A 19285-nucleotide genomic window follows, 5' to 3' on the forward strand; every position below is an offset into this window, starting at 1 on the left:
CCATCGGTTGAAAATCAGAAGCCGGGCCCGTCCCATCGTGGACGAACCCGGCTTTTGCTTTCTTTCGGGGAAGAGGAGTTTAGGCCGCCTTGGGGGCCGGGGGCTTTTGCAGGCTGATGCGGCCGATCTGTCCGGCGCGCAGTTCGTTCAGCAGGATGCCCGCCGCCTTGGTCACGTCCACTTCGCCGCCCTTGATCAGGCACCCGCGTTTTCTGCCGAGCGCTTCCAGCAGATCGATCCCGTTCTGGGGCAGATCGGTGATCTTGTAGCGTTCCTTGAGCAGTCCTGGATATTCGCGCAGGAGATAGTCGCCGACGCGGGCCGCGACCTCGGCGTTGTCCATGGCCGTTTCGCGCACAGCGCCGCTGCCGGCCAGCATGTAAGAGGCCGTGACGCTCTCGATCTTGGGCCAGAGCACGCCGGGGGTGTCGTACAGGGTCAGCTCGTCGTTGACATGGACCCGCTTCTGCTTGGTGGTGATGGCGGCCTGGTTGGCGGCCCGGGCGACCTTGCGGCCGACCAGGGTGTTCATGAGCGTGGACTTGCCCACGTTGGGGATGCCGACGATGAGGCAGTTGACCGGCTGCATGAGGAAATTGCGCTCCTTGACCATGCCCGGCAGGGTGCCGAGAATGCGCTTGGCGTCCTTGGGGCTGGTGGCGCTGATTTCCATGGGCACGGTGCCGCACTCGCGGAAGAAATCCATCCAGGCTGCGGTCACGGCCGGGTCGGCCAGATCGCTCTTGTTCAGGACCTTCAGGCACGGCCGTGGCCCGCGCAGTTCGCGCAGCAGGGGATTTTCACTGTATCCGGGCAGACGGGCATCGAGCACTTCGATGACCACGTCGACCTTGGCCATGACCAGGGCAATCTGTTTTCTGGCCCGGTGCATGTGACCGGGAAACCATTGAATCGACATCTAGTTATCCTTGTTTGCAGGCAAAAGGCCTTCCTGGAGCAGGAGGGCCCTTGGGTCGGGTTCGCGACCGCGAAAGAGACGAAAGATGTTCATGGGGTTGCGGCTGCCGCCCAGAGCCAGGATCGTGTCCCTGAAGCGCAGGCCCAGCTCCTGCTTGCGGTCAGGGTCTTCAAGCCCGGCGTTCACAAACGCCCCGAATGCATCGGCACTCAGGACCTCGGCCCATTTGTAGCTGTAATACCCGGCCGCGTAGCCGCCTGCAAAGATATGCGAGAAGGAGCACAGGAAGCGGTCTTCTGGCAGCGGCGGCAGGGGCAGGATTTCACGGGCGATGCGCTGGGCGGTCTCCGTGGGATCGAGCTGGTCCGGATCGGCCGTGTGCAGGGCGAGGTCCGTCAGGGCAAAGGAAACCTGGCGCAGGGCATTGGAACCGGCGCGGAAGGTGCGGGTCTCAAGGAGCTTGTCCAGAAGTTCGGCAGCCATGGGCTCACCTGTCAGGTAGTGGCGGGCCAGCTTGGTCAGGGTGGGGAGGTGATAGCACCAGTTTTCCATGAACTGGCTCGGCAGCTCCACGGCGTCCCACTCGATGTTGGAGATTCCGGCCACGAAGCCATGCTCCACCTTGGTCAGCATGTGCTGCAGGGCGTGTCCGAACTCGTGGAAGAGCGTGGTCACTTCCTGAAAACTCATCAGCGATGGCGCGTCATCCATGGCCGGGCGCTGGTTGCAGTTCACGTAGGCGACGGGCAGGCGCACGGCATGACCGCGAGGCGCGCAGACGGTACTGCGCCCATGAAGTTCATCCATCCACGCACCGCCGCGTTTTTCTTCGGGCCGGGCGTAAGGATCCAGATAAAAGCCCGCGATCTCCCGGCCGTCGCTGTCCTTGACCCGGTAATAGGTCACGTCCGCATGCCAGGTCGGCACTTCGGGGCCGCTTTCGATCGTAACCGCGAAGAGGCTCTCGATCAGATCGAAAAGCCCCTGCAGGATGGCCGGCAGCGGGAAATAGGGCCGGATCAGCTCGTCGCGCAGACCGAAGCGTCGCTCCTTGAGCCTTTCGGCCCAGTACATGACGTCCCAGGACTGGATATCCTCGGATTGACCGCCGGCGCGGGCCAGATCTCCAAGGTCGATGAGGTCGTTCAGGGCCGGGTCCGTGGCCGCGTCCTGGATCGTGCGCAGCAGGGCTTCGATGCTCAAAACGCCAGGGGCCATCTTGCGTTCGAGGCTCACGTTCGCGAAATTATCGAAGCCGAGCAGCGCGGCCAGCTCTCTGCGCAGCTTCAATATGCGCAGGATATGGGGCAGGTTGTCGGTGTCCCCGTTTGCTGCGCGGGTGATGTACGCCCGGTAGACCTCCTCGCGCAGGTCGCGCCGGGCGGCGTGCTGCATGAAGGACAGAAACGAGGGCAGATCAAGGGTGATGCACCACGGGCCGTTTTCCGCCGTGGCCTCGGCCTGTCCGCGTGCCCGGGCCATGTTCGCGGCCAGACGCAGGGAATCCTCGGGAAGCCCGGCGACTTCTTCCTTTTGCGTCAGGGTCAGGGCATAGGCCTGGGTGGCGTCAAGGACGTTATTGGTGAAGCGGGTCGACAGTTCGGCCAGCTCCTGGCTTATGGCATTGAAGCGTTCGCGGTCATCGGGGGCGAGGCCCACGCCCTGCAGGACCGCATCGCGGACCAGCAGGCTGATGGTGCGCTGCAGGGCCTGACTGAACATGGGAAAATCCGGGCTCTCCCGCAGGGCGAGAAGTGCGTCATGGATGGGACGGCTCTGACCCAGGCGGTTGTGAAATTCCACGACCAGGGGCTGAGTCTGCGCATAGGCCCGGCGCATCTCGGGGGAGTTCCTGACGTTGTGCAGGTGCGTGGCCACGCCCCAAGCACGCGCGACCCTGTCGGTCAGGCGCTCCAGGGGGGTGAGCAGGCCGTGCCAGGTTTGGGGCGCGCTTTGTTCAAGGGTTTCAAGTTCGGCGCTACTTCTGGCTATGACTTCCTGCATGGCCGGCACGACATGATCGGCGGTGATGGAGGGGAAATTGGGGAAAAGCTCCCAGTTGAGCAGGGGATTTGGCTCGTGCATGGCAGTCCTTGGCATGGATCGTTACTAATGATGACTTTGGGTGATGGCCTTGAGTGTATAAAAAACGGGAGGAACGGACAAGGAGGGGAGCCTCCTTTGGATTTGCCACGGTCGTGAGATGAAAAAGGCCCGACTGTATGGGTCGAGCCTGTCACAACACCATCTCGGCGAGGCGCGAGGTCATTTCCAGAGGCACTGCATGGTCCGACTTTGCGAAAAGGGCCGCGAAGCGAACGCCGCGATGCTGTCCTGGCGGTCTAGTTCTGGGCGTTGAGTTCGGTCTGCACCTGCTGGATCAACTCCTTGGCCTTCATCAGCTTTTCCTGCTGTTCCGGCGATTGCAGCTGCGTGGACATGTAGGAAGTCTTTTGCGTCATCTCCTGCAGGATCGAGCTCATGAGCGCCGCGCGCGTCTTGGAGGGCAGTGTCTCAAGCTCCGCGACCTTGGATTCCATGGTCCCGACCTTGGTGTCCAGGCTGGACACGGTGGTCTTGATCACGGCGAGGTCCTGAACCTGCATGGTCAACTGCTTGATGTTCTGATTGAGGTTGAAATAGAAGCCAAGCAGCAGGATCACCGCCGCAAGAGAGGCGAAAAGCGCGATCTTGCTCATGTCGCGGCGCGGGGGCTGAGCCGAGGGTATTGTTTCGGGAGCGGCTGTGCGATCGGCCTCGGGGGCTGGCGTTGACTCAGGGATCTCGACCCGTGACTCAAGAGCCGCCTCGACCTCGTCATTGCCGAGGGATTTTTCCCGGGTCAGGCTCTGGGCCAGGTTTGCATAATCCATAAAGGAAATTGCTTCCGGTTTCTTTTCCTTGACGACTTCGGTCAGCTCGACCTTCTTGGTCTTGCGGGCCGAATCCGTGTCCTTCTTGGTCTTGCGTTCCAGTTGCACGACTTTCTTGGCGGCGCCCATCGTATCCTCCCTCGCTCGAATAAAAGAAATCAATAAACAAAAATCGGTCCGAAGACCAGTCCGTACTTAGGCGCCCAGCGTCTTGATCCCAACGGACGCGCGGATGCGATCCAGGAAGGGGCGGCTGTAGGCGCGGGCCTTTTCGGCGCCTTCTTTCAGCACCTTTTCGATATATTCGGGGTTTTGCATCAACTCCGCATACTTTTCACGCGGTTCGGCAAGCTGCGCGTTGACAACTTCGAACAGGTCCTGCTTGACGTAGCCCCAGCCGATGCCCGCCGCGAAACGGGCGCGCATGTCGGCTACCTGCTCGGGCGTTGCGAAGGCGCGAAACATCTCGAAAAGTGCGCATCCTTCGGTTTCCTTGGGCTCCTCGGGGGCCTGGGAGTTGGTGGTGATCTTCATGATCAGCTTGCGCAGATTCTTTTCCGGGGCAAAGAGCGGAATGTAATTGTTGTAGCTCTTGCTCATCTTGCGACCGTCGAGGCCGGTCAGCACGGCCGTGGATTCGTCCACGCGCGCCTCAGGCATGACGAAGTGCTCGCCGAAATGGTGGTTGAAGCGCTGCGCGATGTCGCGGGTCATCTCCAGATGCTGGGTCTGATCCTTGCCCACGGGCACGATGTTGGCGTTGAACATGAGGATGTCGGCGGCCATGAGGATGGGGTAGGAGTAAAGCCCCATGGTGATGCCCTTGTCCGGATCCTGGCTGCCGTTTTCCTCGTTCTCCTGCACTGCGGCCTTGTAGGCGTGAGCGCGGTTCATGAGGCCTTTGGCCGTCATGCAGGTCAGTATCCAGGTCAGTTCGGGAATTTCGGGGATGTCGGACTGGCAGTAGAAGGTGCTCTTGTTCGTATCAAGGCCAAGAGCCAGCCAGGTGGCAGCGACTTCCAGGCGGGACTGATGAATCCGGGCCGGATCGTGGCATTTGATCAGCGAATGAAAATCGGCCAAAAAATAGTAGGAGTTGACGTTTTCATCACGGCTGGCCTCGATGGCCGGACGGATGGCGCCGACGTAATTGCCAAGGTGCGGCGTGCCGGAAGTGGTGATTCCGGTCAGGACGGTCATTTTCTTCATGGCGTGAAACCTATAGGAGGGGTTTGATGATCATGTTTTGCACAAAGGCCGCGACCGGGGACAGGATCATGCCGAGTCCTCCGGTGAAAGCCAGCAGAAGCAGGATGATAAATCCGTAGCGTTCGAGCTGCATGAACCGTGCGGCCATGGGTCCGGGCAGCAGGCAGGCCAGGATCTTGCTGCCGTCAAGCGGGGGAATGGGCAGCAGGTTGAACGTGCCGAGGATGGCGTTGATGAAGACGCCGGCCACGGCGATGTTGATCATGGGCCGCAGGATGTATGCGGAGTCGGCGGCGCCCGGATTCTGGGAATAGATGACGAGGATCTTGAGCAACACGGCGAAGAAGGTCATCACCGCGAAGTTGGCCATGGGCCCGGCCAGGGACACGTACAGGATGCCGCGCCGGTAATCCTTGTAATAGGCCGGGTTGATGGGCACGGGCTTGGCCCAGCCGATGAGCTGGGTCAGAAGCAGGACCAGGGTGCCCATGGGGTCGAGGTGCTTCAGCGGGTTGAGAGTCAGCCTTCCGGCCAGTTTGGCCGTGGGGTCGCCCATGAGGTAGGAAACATATCCGTGCGCGACTTCGTGGCAGGTGATGCCAAGAAAAAAGGGCAGGGCGATTATGGAAAAGTGATGAAGTGTCTGGCTGATGTCGAACATGGAGCTTCGGCTATCATCAAGCGCCCCGGCGGGCAACTCTTTTAGCTCCAGCGGGTGTAGAGCTCGTGGGGCATCCCGAGCTGTTCGAGGATGCGGCCCACGAACTGGCTGACCAGTTGCTCGATGGATTCCGGGCGATGATAGAAGCCGGGGCAGGGAGGCATGATTACGGCCCCGGCCCTGTGGGCGCGGAGCATGTTCTTGAGATGGATCTCGCTCAGCGGCGTTTCGCGCGGGACCAGTATAAGGGGGCGGCGCTCCTTGAGGGTCACGTCGGCGGCGCGATGCAGCAGATTGGTGCCGACCCCGCTCGCGATGGCGGCGAGGCTGGCCATGGAGCACGGACAAACGATCATGCCCGCGTGCTCCCAGGAACCGCTGGCAGGCGCGGCCGCGATATTGGCGGGATCATGCAGGAAATGAAAGCTCGATTCCAGTTCGAGCGGGTCCGAGCCGAGCTCGTATCGACAAACCTGACGCGCCCCCTCCGAAATGATTCCATGCAGCTCCACCCCCGGAACCTCGCGCAGGGCGCGGGCCAGTATCCGGGCATACTCCATGCCGCTGGCCCCGGAAATGGCCAGAATGATGCGTCGCGTAACTGTCATGAATCACCTCAAAAATTTCAGCTTGGCCCAACCGGCTATCCCAGACACGAATGCTTGACAAGCGCGGGACGTCTGCATAGGTAAGCATTCCTCGTGCGCAATTAGCTCAGTTGGATAGAGCGTTAGCCTCCGGAGCTAAAGGCCGCAAGTTCGATTCTTGCATTGCGCACCAAGAGAAAATCAAGGGTTTATGAGTGAATCACTCGTAAGCCCTTTTTTCTTTTTCAGGACCATTCCCGGCACGCAAATTCGCGACTCGCGAGACTTACGGGGAAATCGCCTGCGGCCATCATTTTTACGCACACTTCCCCGCACCGCCCTTGACCCTGTAATTTGTTGGTGTACCAACTCCGCTCATTTTGGGGTATGCTGAGGCTCATTGGTTTGATCCTGCTAAGCGACAAGATTATCCCTGCTCTTTTTTTTGGGGAGCAGTCTACTCAAGGTTGCTTCTGTCGCGGTGGTTATTTTGGAACGCATCGGATTGTTCTGGCCCGCGTCAACGCGCAGCAGAATTTTTACAGAAACACCGCCAGCGACGGTGTTTTAATTTACAATGGCGAGATAATCGCCGCCGAGATGGCCCACTATGTCGAGGAGTCTTGGCCATGATTGAACGCGTCGGGGAGCGCTTACGAAGATGTGAAAAAATTGGGGCGAAGACCCTGTTCATTGACACGCACGTTGCTGTGGCTTAACTGAGCTACAAAAGAGAGGTTATTATGGCTGCAACAGCGTTTGTTCGAGCGAGGGTGGATGAGGCGGTGAAAAACGAGGCCGCCGAGGTTTTGGCGGGCATGGGGCTGACTGTCTCCGACGTTGTGCGGATCGCGCTGACCAAGATTGCCAAGGAAAAGGCTCTGCCGTTCGATATGCGCGTGCCCAACGCCCTTACGGCAGAGACGCTGACCAAGAGTGAACGCGGAGAGGATGTTCATAGCGCCAAGGACGCCGATGACCTGTTTCAACAGCTTGGAATTTGAGCATGCGAGAGGCTGAATATTCCGGCCAGTTCAAGCGCGATGTGAAGCAGGCTCAACGACGCGGCAAAGACATGGGCAAGCTCAAGACCCTGCTGGGTTTGCTCATCGCAGGGGAGGAGCTGCCCGAAGGCTACGCGGACCATCCCCTGAAGGGTGATTGGCGCGGTTTTCGAGATGCCCATATCGAGCCGGATTGGTTGCTGCTCTACAAAATCAACGGAAACGTGGTCCGGTTTGAAAGGACCGGACGGCATACGGATTTATTCGATAGTTGAGTTGTGTTCGTCTGTTCAGGGCACTTGTCCGCGACGTCGAAGAGCACGACATTTGAATCCTCTCGCGTGTTTGTCACCTTACTATAGCGATTTTTTTTTGCGGTCTTGGCCTATTCAATACCCCACACAAGCGCTCTCCTCCGGAGCTAAAGGCCGCAAGTTCGATTTTTGCATTGCGCACCAAGAGAAAATCAAGGGTTTATGAGTGAATCACTCATAAGCCCTTTTTTCTTTTTCAGGACCATTCCCGGCACGCAAATTCGCGACTCGCGAGACTTTGGGAGAAATCGCCTAGTTGTGAAAAGAGAAATGGACTTGTCCAGCGAAGCGAGAGGTTGGAACGAGTGGATTTCAGGACCATGGACCTGAGGCAGTCCATGTTTTTGAGGTTTCTGATTGTTCCGAGATCGAAGTCACGATCGGCGCGAGGAATATTTCAAGCGTTCTCGTGACATCCTGAAACGAAACAGGGACATGCTCCTGCTGCATCCTCTTGCGAAAGGCCGCCCACTGGGAATGAGCGTTTCCTCGCGGTTTGTCCTGCCAAGCATGTCGATATCCATGGTTGGCCTGAATTGGGGGGACCGCCAGATCCTGAGCATCAGTGCCCCTTTGAGGATGAATCATTCCGTATGGGCAGAGCGTGAGAGTCGATACAGAAAGCGCTCCATGGCATAGTACTGTAGAAGCTCATTAAAAGGCCTGTCGTCGCGGTGGGCACGATTCAAGAGGCGTTGCCTGACGGGGATGCCGAGATGTTCTTGTCGGATGTCACAGGGTTGCCTCCAGGTACGGCCTCATCACGTTTTGGACCCGGCAGATTTTCGCATAGTCGAGCAGGGCTGCGAGCTTGAAGGGTTTGCGGATTTTGTAGAGTTTCAGTGCTTCCAGCACCACGTCCATGCCGATCTTGTTCCTGAATTTGAAGCAGTCGGCGATGGTTTTTTCAGGGGAGTAGATCTTGACCGGCACCCCGTCGATCAGGTGCTCTTCGGCGCCCGCCCGGTAGGACTGGACGGAAAAACGGTGCACGAACAGCGGAGGATGATCCAGCGCCGGTCGCCGCGCCTGTGGTGGAATGGCCACGGAGACTCCGTGTGGGATCTGAGTGGTGATCTCGTGGAAGGCGAGGGCTGAAATCAGACAGACGACAGCGTTCGGGACGCGCAGTGCGACAGTCACTAGATCGGGGTTGCCGATAGGGGGCAGTTCTACGAGGCGGTACACCCCGCGGCTGAGCTGTTCGAGCACGCCCCTGTCACTGAGGGCGTAGAGCATGTAGCGGGAGATGCCATGTGCGATGGCCTCGCTCATACGCAGCTGGCCGCCGTTGGCGCGAAAAATGTCTTCAGGGGATTGCTTCATGGTTGTTTCCAGACAAATTGTCACTATTTATAAATAAGTATGGACAATATGTCTTGCTACACTAGGAAAATCAAGACCTTTCTGCGCATGAGCGAAGCTACGCGTTTATTCTGGCAGGGCCAGGATTCAGACCCAACCGCCGAAGGGAGTAACGCCTTCATTAACTATGTGCCAGCTACGCATAACTCCCCAAATTTGTACGATTTTGAATAAGCATTGGTTTGTTTTCGACTTTTATGGTTACATATCAGTATGTTGAAGGGAAAAAATGGGATTTTGAAAGAAAAAAGCTATTCTAAGGCCGCAAAAAGGCCTTTTTTGAAATAAAAGATCAATTATTTTGATGTACTATCGGTCTCAGAGACCCAGCCCAGCATATGGATGCCTAGCCGTTCGCCCTGAATCAGGCCAGGGCATAAGAAACTTTGTTTTCATTGAAGATAATCCAGCCCTTGCCTTGCATTTCGGCCAGGAGCGACGCGAGTTCCTCATCGGCGAGCTGTTTCTGGAACAGTGAGTTGATAGTACTGGAGAGCGTCTTTATGGTGCGGGGCTTTCCCGTTTTGCGCTGTTTGAGATTGGCGACGATTACGTCGAGTTTTTCCGTGGCAGTCTTTGCATTGGAAGCCTTGAGCAGGGGGATGTCGGCGATGGAACTGGATCGCGCGATCGAGATCTTCCTGCTTCGAAGATGCTGGATCAGCGGGTCAAACCCCTTGTCCTTGGAAATGATGTGGTAATAGGCCTTCGGATCCTGGGCGGCCAGTTGGCCGACATAGAAGGCGATATGAAAATCCAGGGCATTGGATCCGTTGCCGGAAATCTTTACGTATTCAGCGCGGTTGCCAAGCTTCTGCACGGCTGCCGCGAGTTCGAAGGGCAGCTTTGTCTGATTGGCCCCGACGAACAGGAGAATTTTGAAATGCTCGGCGTCCAGGCCAGTCAAAGCTTCCAGGTGGACGTTCTCGTAGTCGATGAGGACGAAGTTGGTGCGCAAGATATTTCCCCTTCATGATGATAGCTTCGATGATCCATATCGGCCGCATCGGCGTAACCGGCATTTGGTTATCTCGACCAATATAGGCAGAATATAACTTCTTGGAGTTGTATGACGCAAGGTGTTGTTTCTAGTGGCAAACAAACAATCTGGATCGAGCTTCTGGTGCCCAAGAAAACTCTGCTCCCAGGAGTTTTTCCGTGAGCTTTCTGTACGTATGGCCAGCTAGGTCATTATTAAAATATGTATGACAAAATAAGGACTTGTCGGCTGTGCAACTTTCCTTGTAGCAAAATTCTGAAAGTCTTTGTGTTTGATGGTTGAAGAATAATTGGGAGAAACTTTCGCCCAAGGACACCTTGACCTCTCTGTCCGAAGATTTCATGCCTTAGAACGGCCATCTCCTTGACCACGTTTGGGGAGCACCTCGCAAAAACTATCGAACTGAAACGGATTTTTTCCATGCCACTGACCCTCCCACAACTCGAACGTCACCTCTTCAAGGCGGCCGATATCCTGCGCGGCAAAATGGATGCCTCGGAGTTCAAGGAATATATCTTTGGGATGCTGTTTCTCAAGCGCTGCTCTGACGTGTTTGATCAGCGTCGTGAAGAAGTCATCCAACTGGAAATCGACGCCGGTAAGAGCAATGCCGAGGCCAAGAAGTCCGCCGAAAACTCGCGTTGGTACAAGAAAGATGGGTCCTTCTGGGTGCCGCCGCAGTCGCGCTACGAGTTTCTGCTTTACGATGCCCACCAGAACGTGGGGGACTTTCTGAATAAGGCGTTGACCGGCATTGAGACGGCCAACACCAGCTTGTACGATGTGCTGGAGCATATCGACTTCACCCGCAAGGTCGGCCAGAGCAAGATCCCGGATATCAAGCTGCGCCAGCTGATCACCCACTTCGGCGCCTACCGGCTGCGCAACGAGGACTTCGAATTCCCGGATCTGCTCGGCGCGGCCTACGAATACCTGATCGGTGAGTTCGCCGACTCGGCCGGTAAGAAGGGTGGCGAGTTCTATACGCCGCGTTCGGTGGTGCGGATGATGGTGCGGCTCATCAAGCCCGAGCTCAAGCACGACATCTACGACCCCTGTTGCGGCTCCGGAGGCATGCTGATCGCTTCCAAAGAATATATCGACGAGCACGGCGAAGATGGCCGCAAGGCCAACCTCTTCGGGCAGGAGTTCAACGGTACGGTCTGGTCCATCGCCAAGATGAACATGCTGCTGCACGGCATCAGCAACGCCAATCTACAAAATGACGACACTCTGGCTGATCCGCAGCACGTAGAAGGCGGGGAACTGATGCACTTCGACCGCGTACTCACCAATCCCCCGTTCTCCATCAACTGGGGCAACACCGAGAAGGATGCTAATGGCAAGCCCGCCTGGCAGCCCAAATTTGAAGCCGAGCGTTTCACCTACGGCCAGGTGCCGCTGGGTGCCAAGAAGGCCGACCTGATGTTTTTGCAGCACATGCTGGCCGTGACCCGCGACGGCGGCATGGTCGCTACCGTCATGCCCCATGGCGTGTTGTTCCGGGGCGGTGAGGAAAAAACCATTCGCGCCGGTATCATTAAGGATGACCTGCTCGAAGCCGTCATCGGCGTCGCGCCCAACCTGTTTTACGGCACCGGTATCCCGGCCTGCATTCTGGTATTACGGCAGCGGGTGCAGAAGGGTGCTCACCGCGTCAGCGGCAAGTCGCCCCAGCGTCAGGGCAAGGTGCTGTTCATCAATGCCGACCGCGAGTTCTTCGAGGGCCGAGCCCAGAACTTCCTGCTGCCTGAGCATATCGAGAAGATCGTCACTACCTTCGACGAGTTCCGAGCCATCGATGGCTTTTCGGCCATCGTCGATAACGCCACGCTGAAAACCAACGACTACAATCTCAACATCCGCCGCTACGCCGACAACGCGCCACCGCCCGAGCCGCACGATGTACGTGCCCATCTGGTAGGCGGCATCCCCAAGGCCGAGGTGGGCGACAAAGCCGGGCTGTTCCGGGCCCACGGCCTGAACCCCATGGATCTGCTGGTGGAAAGGGACGCCAAGTATTTCGATTTCGCGCCGGCTCTCGACACCCGCCAGGCTCTCAAGGTGGCTGTCGAAAATAATGCCAGCCTGGTCGGCAAGGAAACGGCCATTCGCGCCGCCTTTGAGCAATGGTGGCAAACCCACGGCGCACGCATCACGGCACTGTCCGGACAAATGGACAATGCCGCCGGCCTCGTCGCATTGCGTAGCGACCTGCTGGCCAGTTTCAGCCAGAGTCTGGAGGCCATCGGCCTACTCGACCCTTTCCAGGTGCGCGGCATCGTTGCCGGCTTCTGGTATCAGACCAAGTACGAGTTCCTGACCCTGATGGCGCGCGGCGCCAAGGGCGTAGCCGACGCCTGGCGCACCAGCATCGTCACCGCACTGGAAGACAAGGCCAGCAAGGAAAACCCGCTGGAGCACAAGCTGGTCAAGTTCCTGATGAGTGATTTCGTGGACGCCATCTCCGAGCTGGAGGCCAAGAAGGCCGAACTGGACAGCCAGATCAAGGCCGCCGCGCCCAAGGGCGCCGAAGGCGAGGAGGGCGAAGCCGCCGAGGCGGAGGAGGACGGCGACGACGAGAACGCGGTGAGCGAGGAACAGGTAAAGGTGTGGAAGAAGGAGCTCGCTGCCGTCAAGAAGCAACTCAAAGCCAAGCACGACAGTTTCAAGCAGCACATCGACGCCGCCGTGGACGGGCTGACGCCGGAAGTTGCCGCGGATCTGCTGCTGACCATCTTGCACAACGACATGCAGGCCATCGTCGAACGTTATATGGCCGCCCAGCGCAAGCAGATCGTGGCCGCGTTCGAGAACTGGTGGGACAAGTACCGGGTGACGCTGACCGAGATCGAGGGCAAGCGGGATGCAGCGGCGCAGTCCCTACAGAGCTATTTAACGAGGTTGGGGTATGTCGCCTGAGACCTCGTGGTCGCGGACCACACTTGGGGCATGTGCAAGCATCAAAGCAAGGATTGGATGGAAAGGACTTCACGCCTCCGAATACCAGCACGAAGGCTACATTTTCCTTGCCACGCCGAACATCAAAGGCCCTGAGATCGATTTTAATGACGTCAATTTCATCTCGCAGAGACGCTATTTCGAGTCTCCAGAGCTAATGCTGGAGGATAAAGACGTACTTTTAGTCAAAGACGGAAGCACTCTAGGCATCAGCAACCTGGTGCGCAATCTCCCTGGCCCCGCAACTGTCAATGGGTCGATTGCAGTCATAAGGTGCGCGGACAGGCTCGTGCCTGCGTTCCTTCATCAACTGACTAAGGCCGCTGCTTTTCAGAAGTTGATTCATGACAAAAAGTCCGGTCTTGGAGTACCGCACTTGTTCCAAGCGGACCTCCGGCAGTTTGAAATTACACTGCCTCCGGTTCAAGAGCAATCCGGCGTAGCGCAGGTTCTCGACACCCTCGATACCGTCATCCATGAAACTGAAGCGATCATCGCCAAGCTCAAGGCCGTCAAGCAGGGCCTGCTGCACGACCTGCTGACGCGCGGTATCGACGCCAACGGAGAACTTCGCCCGCCCCAGGCTGAGGCACCGCATCTTTACAAGGAGTCGCTGCTGGGGTGGATTCCGAAGGAGTGGGAATTCGGAGCACTTCAAACCTGGCTTGAGGGAAAGCCAAGGAACGGCTATTCACCGCAAGAGGCAGGTGAATGGACCGGAATGCAGATGCTCGGGCTCGGGTGTCTGACGAATGAAGGCTTCGAACCTGTCCAATTGAAGCGAGCCCCACGTGGCGACACACGACTGGCGGCGGCGATGCTCTCAGATGGCGACTTATTGATGAGCCGGTCAAACACGCGCGATCTGGTCGGCCTTGTGGGTGTTTACCGCGATGTCGGCACACCTTGTACCTACCCCGACCTGATGATGCGGTTACGGCCCTCTCCTGAGACAAGCAGTGAGTTCCTGCAGTTTGTGCTGCGTTCCTCATCGGTGCGTCGGCAGATCCAGGCCCACGCCGTGGGGACCTCGGGAAGCATGGTGAAGATAAGCGGGAGGATCGTTTGCCAGTTGGCGAACGCGATACCGCCCAAGCCCGAGCAAGAGCGGATCATGGGTTGTCTTGCTGCCGCGGATAGCCGCGTGCAGGTTGAAGTCGAGGAGGTGTTGGTACTTCGCGACCTCCAGGCCGGCCTAATGGACGACCTCCTCACCGGCCGCGTCCGCGTCACGCCACTGCTGGAGGACCCCGAATGACCAAACGTCCCCCCTCCCTGACTCTTCCCCCCACCGGCTACGCCGACTGGCTGGCCGAGCTCAAAACCCGCATTCACAGTGCTCAACAGCGCGCCGCCCTGGCCGTCAACCGGGAGTTGGTGCTGCTCTACTGGCAGATCGGCCGCGACATTCTGGAGCGGCAGGGGCGCGAGGGCTGGGGTGCCAAGGTCATCGAGCGGCTGGCGCATGATTTGCGCACGACCTTTCCGGACATGAAGGGTTTTTCCCGCGCCAACCTAATGTACATGCGCGCCTTTGCCGAGGCCTGGCCGGACGAGGCAATTGTCCAACAGGCTGTTGGACAATTGCCCTGGGGGCACAATCTGGTGCTCCTGGCCAGGCTGAAAACACCGGGCCTGCGCCTGGCCTATGCCCAGCGGGCCATTGAGCACGGCTGGTCGCGCAGCGTGCTGGAAATCCATATCGAGACCCGGCGGCTGGAGCGCGAAGGCCAAGCTATCACCAATTTCACCGAGCGCCTGCCCGCGTCCGACACGGATCTGGCCCGCCAATCCCTCAAAGACCCGTATCTGTTCGATTTCCTGCGCATCGGCAAAGAGGCGGACGAACGGGCCATCGAAGCCGCGTTGGTGCAGCACATCACGCAATTCCTGCTGGAACTGGGTGCAGGTTTTGCCTTTGTAGGCCGTCAGGTGCATCTGGAAGTCGGCGGCGACGATTTTTTCGTCGACCTCTTGTTTTATCATCTCAAACTGCGTTGCTACGTCGTCATCGAATTGAAGGCTGAGAAATTCAAACCCGAGCATCTGGGCCAACTCGGATTTTATCTCACGGCCGTGGATGCCCAGGTCAAAAGCGAACAGGACGGCCCCACCATCGGGCTTTTGCTGTGTAAGAGCAAAAATAAGGTGGTGGCTGAGTACGCGCTGCGCGACAAAGCCCAACCGTTGGGCATTGCCGAATATAAGCTGCTGGAATCGCTGCCGACGGAATTGCAGACCAGTTTGCCCAGCATTGAACAGATCGAACAGGAGCTGGGTAGACTGCCGGATGAAACGTCCGGGGAGGAATGATGATGGGCTGGGAACTCGAAGATGTCGAAAAACCCTTTGTGGCCCAGTTGCAGGCGCTGGGTTGGGGGTACATCGAGGGCAATCTGGACGACCCTGCGGTCACGGGCCGAACCGGCTTTGCCGAGGTGATTCAAGAGGAGGTCCTGCGCGGCCAACTGCGCGCGTTGAACCCCGGTCCCGACGGCGAGCCCTGGCTGGACGACGCGCGGCTGTCCGAGGCCGTGGCGGCCATCACCCGTCTGGGGGCGCACAAGCTGATGGAGGCCAACGAAAAGGCCACAGGCCTGTTGATTCGTGGCTTGACCGTCGAAGGCCTGCCCGGCTGGATCGGGGGGCGGGGGCAGACCATCCGCTTCATCGACTGGGAGACTCCGGCCAACAACCGCTTCACCGTGATCAACCAGTACCGTGTCGATTGCCCTCCTGGCTTCAACAGCGGCAAGGCCTTCATCGTGCCCGACCTGGTGCTGCTGGTGAACGGCATCCCCCTGGTCGTGGTGGAATGCAAGAGCCCCTCCACGCCCGAGCCCCTGGCCGAGGCCGTTGACCAGCTGCGCCGTTACAGCAACCAGCGCAAGGCCGCCTTCGAGGTGGACGACAACGAGGGCAGCGAGCCTTTGTTCGCTACCAACCAGCTGCTCGTGGCCTCCAGTTTTGACGAGGCGCGGGTGGGCTGCGCGGGCGCGGCCTTCGAGCACTACTGCCAGTGGAAAACGGTGGTCGGCCCCGATGGCAGCTGCAGCGAGATCGAGGTGGCGCAAGGCCTGGGCAAGCCCGCCCTGTCCGAGCAGGAACGCCTGATCGCCGGACTGCTCGCACCCGCGCACCTGCTGGATGTGGTCAAAAATTTCGTGCTGTTCATGCAGGTGGGCGGGCAGACCATCAAGGCCGTGTGCCGCTACCAGCAGTATCGGGCGGTGAATCGGGCCATTGCCCGGCTCAAGACCGGCCAGACGCGACTGCAGCACGGTGAGCACGATAAGCGCGGCGGCATCATCTGGCACACCCAGGGCTCGGGCAAGAGCCTGACCATGGTGTTTCTGGTGCGCAAGATGCGCGGGGACGTGGACCTGCGACGCTTTAAGGTCATCGTCGTCACCGACCGCAAGGACTTGCAGGGCCAGTTGTCCGTAACCGCCACCTTGATCGGCGAAGTGGTCGAGGTGGCCGACAGCACGGCAGGTATCAAGGCCCTGGCGCGCCGCAAAGGGCCAGGGCTGATCTTCGCCACCATCCAGAAATACCGCGACACGGACTCGGCGGGTGACGCGCCGCTGACGGCGGACGATCTGCCAAAGTTGGAGGAAGCGAAAGCCGCCTATACGGCCAACGAGAAGTTCGAGGTGCTGAACGAGGACGAGAGCATCCTCGTGCTCGTTGACGAGGCGCACCGCACCCAGGCCGGCGACCTGCACGCCAACCTGCTGGCGGGCCTGCCCAACTGCGCGCGCATTGGCTTTACCGGCACGCCGATCATCATGGGCGAGAAGAAGCGCACCCATGAGATTTTCGGCGAGTTCATCGATCGCTACACCATCAAGGAGTCCGAGGCCGACGGCGCGACAGTGCCGGTACTGTATGAAGGCCGCACGACCACCGGGGCGATCAAGGATGGCGCCAGTCTGGACGAGCTGTTCGAAGACCTCTTCCGTCAGCACACGCCTGAGGAACTGGAGGCGATCAAGAAAAAGTACGCCACCAAGGGCCATATCTTCGATGCCTCGGCGCTGATTGCCGACAAGGCCCGCGATATCATCCGCCACTACGTCACCAACATCCTGCCCAACGGGTACAAGGCGCAGGTGGTGGCATACAGCCGTCTGGCGGCGATCCGCTATTTCGAGGCCTTGAAGCAGGGCCGCGACGAATTGCTGGCTGAAGCGCAGGCACTGTCGCCGGAAGACAAGGGGCTTGACGACGAGGCCTTGTGCCAACGACCGGCCAAAGTGCAGGCGGTGGTGCAGGCCTGGCGCTATCGCGACACCCTGGCCCGCATCGAGTTCGCGCCAGTCATTTCGGGCAGCAACAACGACGACCCGGCCTGGAAGCGCTGGACGGACGGCGCGGCGCACGAGCAATTGATCAAGCGCTTCAAGAAGCCGCTGTTTCACGCCAAGCCGGAAAAGACCGATCCGCTGACCTTTCTGGTCGTGAAGTCGATGCTGCTCACCGGTTTCGATGCGCCGATTGAAGGCGTGATGTACTTGGACCGCCCGATCCGCGAGGCCGAACTGCTGCAGGCCATCGCCCGCGTCAATCGTACCGGATTCGGCAAGCGCTGCGGCATCGTGGTGGATTACTATGGTGTGGCCCGGCATTTGAAGGAGGCACTGGCCGCGTACTCTGATGAGGACGTGGAGGGTTCGCTGGCCAGCCTGAAGGACGAGGTGCCGGTGCTGCGCTCCAGGCATCTGCGCGTGGTGGACCTGTTCCGAAGGCTAGGCATCGAGTCGCTGGATGACACCGAAGCCTGCATCGAGGCCTTGGGCAGCGAGAAGCTGCGCGCCGAATTTTCCGTCAAGCTCAAGGCGTTCCTGGGATCGCTGGATACGGTGCTGCCGCGTCCCGAGGGCCTGCCATACTCGGGTGACGCCAAACGTCTGGCCTACATCTACGCCCGCGCCCGCAACCGCTACAAGGACACGCCGGTGCTGGGCAAGGACGTCGGCGCCAAGGTGCGCAAACTGATCGACGACCATGTGATCTCTCTAGGTGTTGACCCGAAGATCCCGCCGATTCAGCTGACCGATGCCGAGTTCGACATGCATGTCGCGCGTGTCGCAAACGAGCGCGCCAAGGCTTCTGAGATGGAGCACGCGATTCGTTCGCACATTCGCAAGCATCTGGACGAAGACCCCGTATTGTACCGCAAGCTTTCCGAACGCCTGAACGACATACTCAAGACCTTGGGCGAGCAGTGGAACGAGGTGGTCTCGCAACTGCAGAAGATCATCGACGAGTTGCGCACGGGCAAGGCCAGCAGCGCAGATACTCCAGGCGATTTGCCCGAGCAGTACGCGCCCTTCCTGCGCACCGTCCTGGACGTGGTGAGCGACGGCCAGTCGCCGACGCCTGCGGAGCTGTTGCGGTTGAAGGATGTGACGGTCGAGTTGGTGGACCTGATTGTGCAGGAACTGCAGGACAACCGTGACATCTGGAGCCCCTACAAACGTGCGGCGCAGGAAAACCTGAATACGCAATTGTTCGAACATGTGATGCGCCTGAGGCCGCCGCTGGTGGATACCGACAAGGCGGGCGTACTTGCGGACAAGTTGATGGAACAGGCTCGTGCCAACCACGACAAAATGGTGCAGGTGTAACGTCATGTCGGTGCCTCTGAAATCTGCCGACCATCAAACGGATAGTTCCTCTGCCTCGGCCGAGAGTTATATCCAGATGGATGATCTGCGCTTCGTGTTACGTCGAAGCACTCGTCGCCGGACCATGCAAATCACGGTGGAACGAACCGGTGAGCTGATTCTAAGCGCACCGCCTGATGTTGGCATCGAACAGTTGCGTGATTTCGTCACTGAAAAGCGCTTTTGGATTTATACGAAGTTGGCCGAAAAGGAGCGTTTGCAGCGCCAGGTGCCGCGTAAAGAGTTCGTCGGCGGCGAGGGGTTTTTGTATTTGGGGCGCAGCTATCGGCTGAAGCTTGTTGATGACCTAAACACACCCTTGAAGCTGGTGAATGGCCGCTTTGCGCTGCGGCGCGATACGCAAGCAGACGCACGGGAGCATTTCATCCGCTGGTACAGCGAAAGGGCCCGGGTCTGGCTGTCGGGCCGGGTGGCTGAGTACCAGTCGCGCATGGAGGTGGCGCCCGCCGGCGTCAAGGTGCAGGATCTCGGGTATCGCTGGGGCTCTTGCGGCAAAGGCGACTGGCTGTACTTCCATTGGAAGAGCATCCTGCTGCCAGCCCGTATCGCGGAATACGTGGTCGTGCACGAGATGGCCCATTTGCACGAGGCTCACCACACCCCGGCTTTTTGGCTGCGCGTTGAGCGGGCAATGCCCGACTATGTCCAGCGCAAGGCATGGCTGGCGGAACACGGAATTGATATCGAGGGGATATAAAA

Annotated in this window: 15 protein-coding genes and 1 tRNA gene; 8 read left to right on the top strand and 8 right to left on the bottom strand. The window is 58.9% G+C overall.

Annotation, left to right across the window (positions count from 1 at the left end; all coding sequences use genetic code 11):
• Positions 1 to 79: 79 nt before the first annotated feature.
• The 6 genes from ylqF to BMZ40_RS12915 all read right to left on the bottom strand — a co-directional run bounded on the left by ylqF (position 80) and on the right by BMZ40_RS12915 (position 6270).
• Positions 80 to 919 (bottom strand): ribosome biogenesis GTPase YlqF, encoded by an 840-nt coding sequence (gene ylqF / locus BMZ40_RS12890; RefSeq protein ID WP_092376464.1) that lies wholly within the window; start codon positions 917 to 919, stop codon positions 80 to 82.
• Positions 920 to 3004: a M3 family metallopeptidase gene (locus tag BMZ40_RS12895; protein WP_092376467.1), complete on the bottom strand. Its 2085-nt coding sequence runs from the start codon at positions 3002 to 3004 to the stop codon at positions 920 to 922.
• 257 nt (positions 3005 to 3261) lie between these two features.
• Positions 3262 to 3921: a hypothetical protein gene (locus tag BMZ40_RS12900; RefSeq protein ID WP_092376470.1), complete on the bottom strand. Its 660-nt coding sequence runs from the start codon at positions 3919 to 3921 to the stop codon at positions 3262 to 3264.
• Positions 3922 to 3987: 66 nt separating this feature from the next.
• Positions 3988 to 5001 (bottom strand): tryptophan--tRNA ligase, encoded by a 1014-nt coding sequence (locus BMZ40_RS12905; protein WP_092376473.1) that lies wholly within the window; start codon positions 4999 to 5001, stop codon positions 3988 to 3990.
• 10 nt (positions 5002 to 5011) lie between these two features.
• Positions 5012 to 5662 (bottom strand): site-2 protease family protein, encoded by a 651-nt coding sequence (locus tag BMZ40_RS12910; protein WP_092376476.1) that lies wholly within the window; start codon positions 5660 to 5662, stop codon positions 5012 to 5014.
• 41 nt (positions 5663 to 5703) lie between these two features.
• Positions 5704 to 6270, bottom strand: coding sequence for a UbiX family flavin prenyltransferase (locus BMZ40_RS12915; protein WP_092376479.1), 567 nt, complete (start codon positions 6268 to 6270; stop codon positions 5704 to 5706).
• A 95-nt stretch (positions 6271 to 6365) separates the two neighbouring features.
• On the opposite strand from BMZ40_RS12915, the gene BMZ40_RS12920 reads away from it, so the two are divergent.
• From BMZ40_RS12920 to BMZ40_RS12935, 3 genes are all read left to right on the top strand, one after another.
• A tRNA-Arg gene (locus tag BMZ40_RS12920) sits at positions 6366 to 6442 on the top strand.
• Positions 6443 to 6992: 550 nt separating this feature from the next.
• The gene (locus BMZ40_RS12930) at positions 6993 to 7253 is read left to right on the top strand and encodes a type II toxin-antitoxin system RelB/DinJ family antitoxin (protein WP_092376485.1); all 261 of its coding nucleotides are present in this window, start codon (positions 6993 to 6995) and stop codon (positions 7251 to 7253) included.
• Positions 7254 to 7255: 2 nt separating this feature from the next.
• A complete protein-coding gene (locus BMZ40_RS12935) occupies positions 7256 to 7528 on the top strand; it encodes a type II toxin-antitoxin system YafQ family toxin (protein ID WP_092376488.1) in 273 nt (90 codons plus the stop codon).
• Positions 7529 to 8299: 771 nt separating this feature from the next.
• Here the strand turns inward: BMZ40_RS12935 and BMZ40_RS12945 are convergent.
• Both BMZ40_RS12945 and BMZ40_RS12950 read right to left on the bottom strand, forming a co-directional pair.
• A complete protein-coding gene (locus BMZ40_RS12945; RefSeq protein WP_092376491.1) occupies positions 8300 to 8893 on the bottom strand; it encodes a type IV toxin-antitoxin system AbiEi family antitoxin domain-containing protein in 594 nt (197 codons plus the stop codon).
• Between the two features lie 403 nt (positions 8894 to 9296).
• Positions 9297 to 9890, bottom strand: coding sequence for a PIN domain-containing protein (locus BMZ40_RS12950; protein ID WP_092376494.1), 594 nt, complete (start codon positions 9888 to 9890; stop codon positions 9297 to 9299).
• A 462-nt stretch (positions 9891 to 10352) separates the two neighbouring features.
• Between BMZ40_RS12950 and BMZ40_RS12960 the strand changes: the two genes are divergently transcribed.
• The 5 genes from BMZ40_RS12960 to BMZ40_RS12980 are packed head-to-tail and all read left to right on the top strand — an operon-like array spanning position 10353 to position 19283.
• The gene (locus tag BMZ40_RS12960; RefSeq protein ID WP_092376500.1) at positions 10353 to 12854 is read left to right on the top strand and encodes a type I restriction-modification system subunit M; all 2502 of its coding nucleotides are present in this window, start codon (positions 10353 to 10355) and stop codon (positions 12852 to 12854) included.
• A complete protein-coding gene (locus tag BMZ40_RS12965) occupies positions 12844 to 14151 on the top strand; it encodes a restriction endonuclease subunit S (protein WP_092376503.1) in 1308 nt (435 codons plus the stop codon). Before BMZ40_RS12960 ends, BMZ40_RS12965 begins: the two co-directional genes overlap by 11 nt.
• Positions 14148 to 15206 (top strand): PDDEXK nuclease domain-containing protein, encoded by a 1059-nt coding sequence (locus BMZ40_RS12970; protein ID WP_092376506.1) that lies wholly within the window; start codon positions 14148 to 14150, stop codon positions 15204 to 15206. Before BMZ40_RS12965 ends, BMZ40_RS12970 begins: the two co-directional genes overlap by 4 nt.
• The gene (locus BMZ40_RS12975) at positions 15206 to 18526 is read left to right on the top strand and encodes a type I restriction endonuclease subunit R (protein ID WP_218143772.1); all 3321 of its coding nucleotides are present in this window, start codon (positions 15206 to 15208) and stop codon (positions 18524 to 18526) included. Before BMZ40_RS12970 ends, BMZ40_RS12975 begins: the two co-directional genes overlap by 1 nt.
• Positions 18527 to 18530: 4 nt before the next feature.
• Positions 18531 to 19283, top strand: a complete 753-nt coding sequence (locus BMZ40_RS12980; protein ID WP_092376509.1) for a M48 family metallopeptidase — start codon at positions 18531 to 18533, stop codon at positions 19281 to 19283.
• Positions 19284 to 19285: the final 2 nt, after the last annotated feature.

The organism is Desulfomicrobium apsheronum, assembly GCF_900114115.1.
GTDB classification, from domain to species: domain Bacteria; phylum Desulfobacterota; class Desulfovibrionia; order Desulfovibrionales; family Desulfomicrobiaceae; genus Desulfomicrobium; species Desulfomicrobium apsheronum.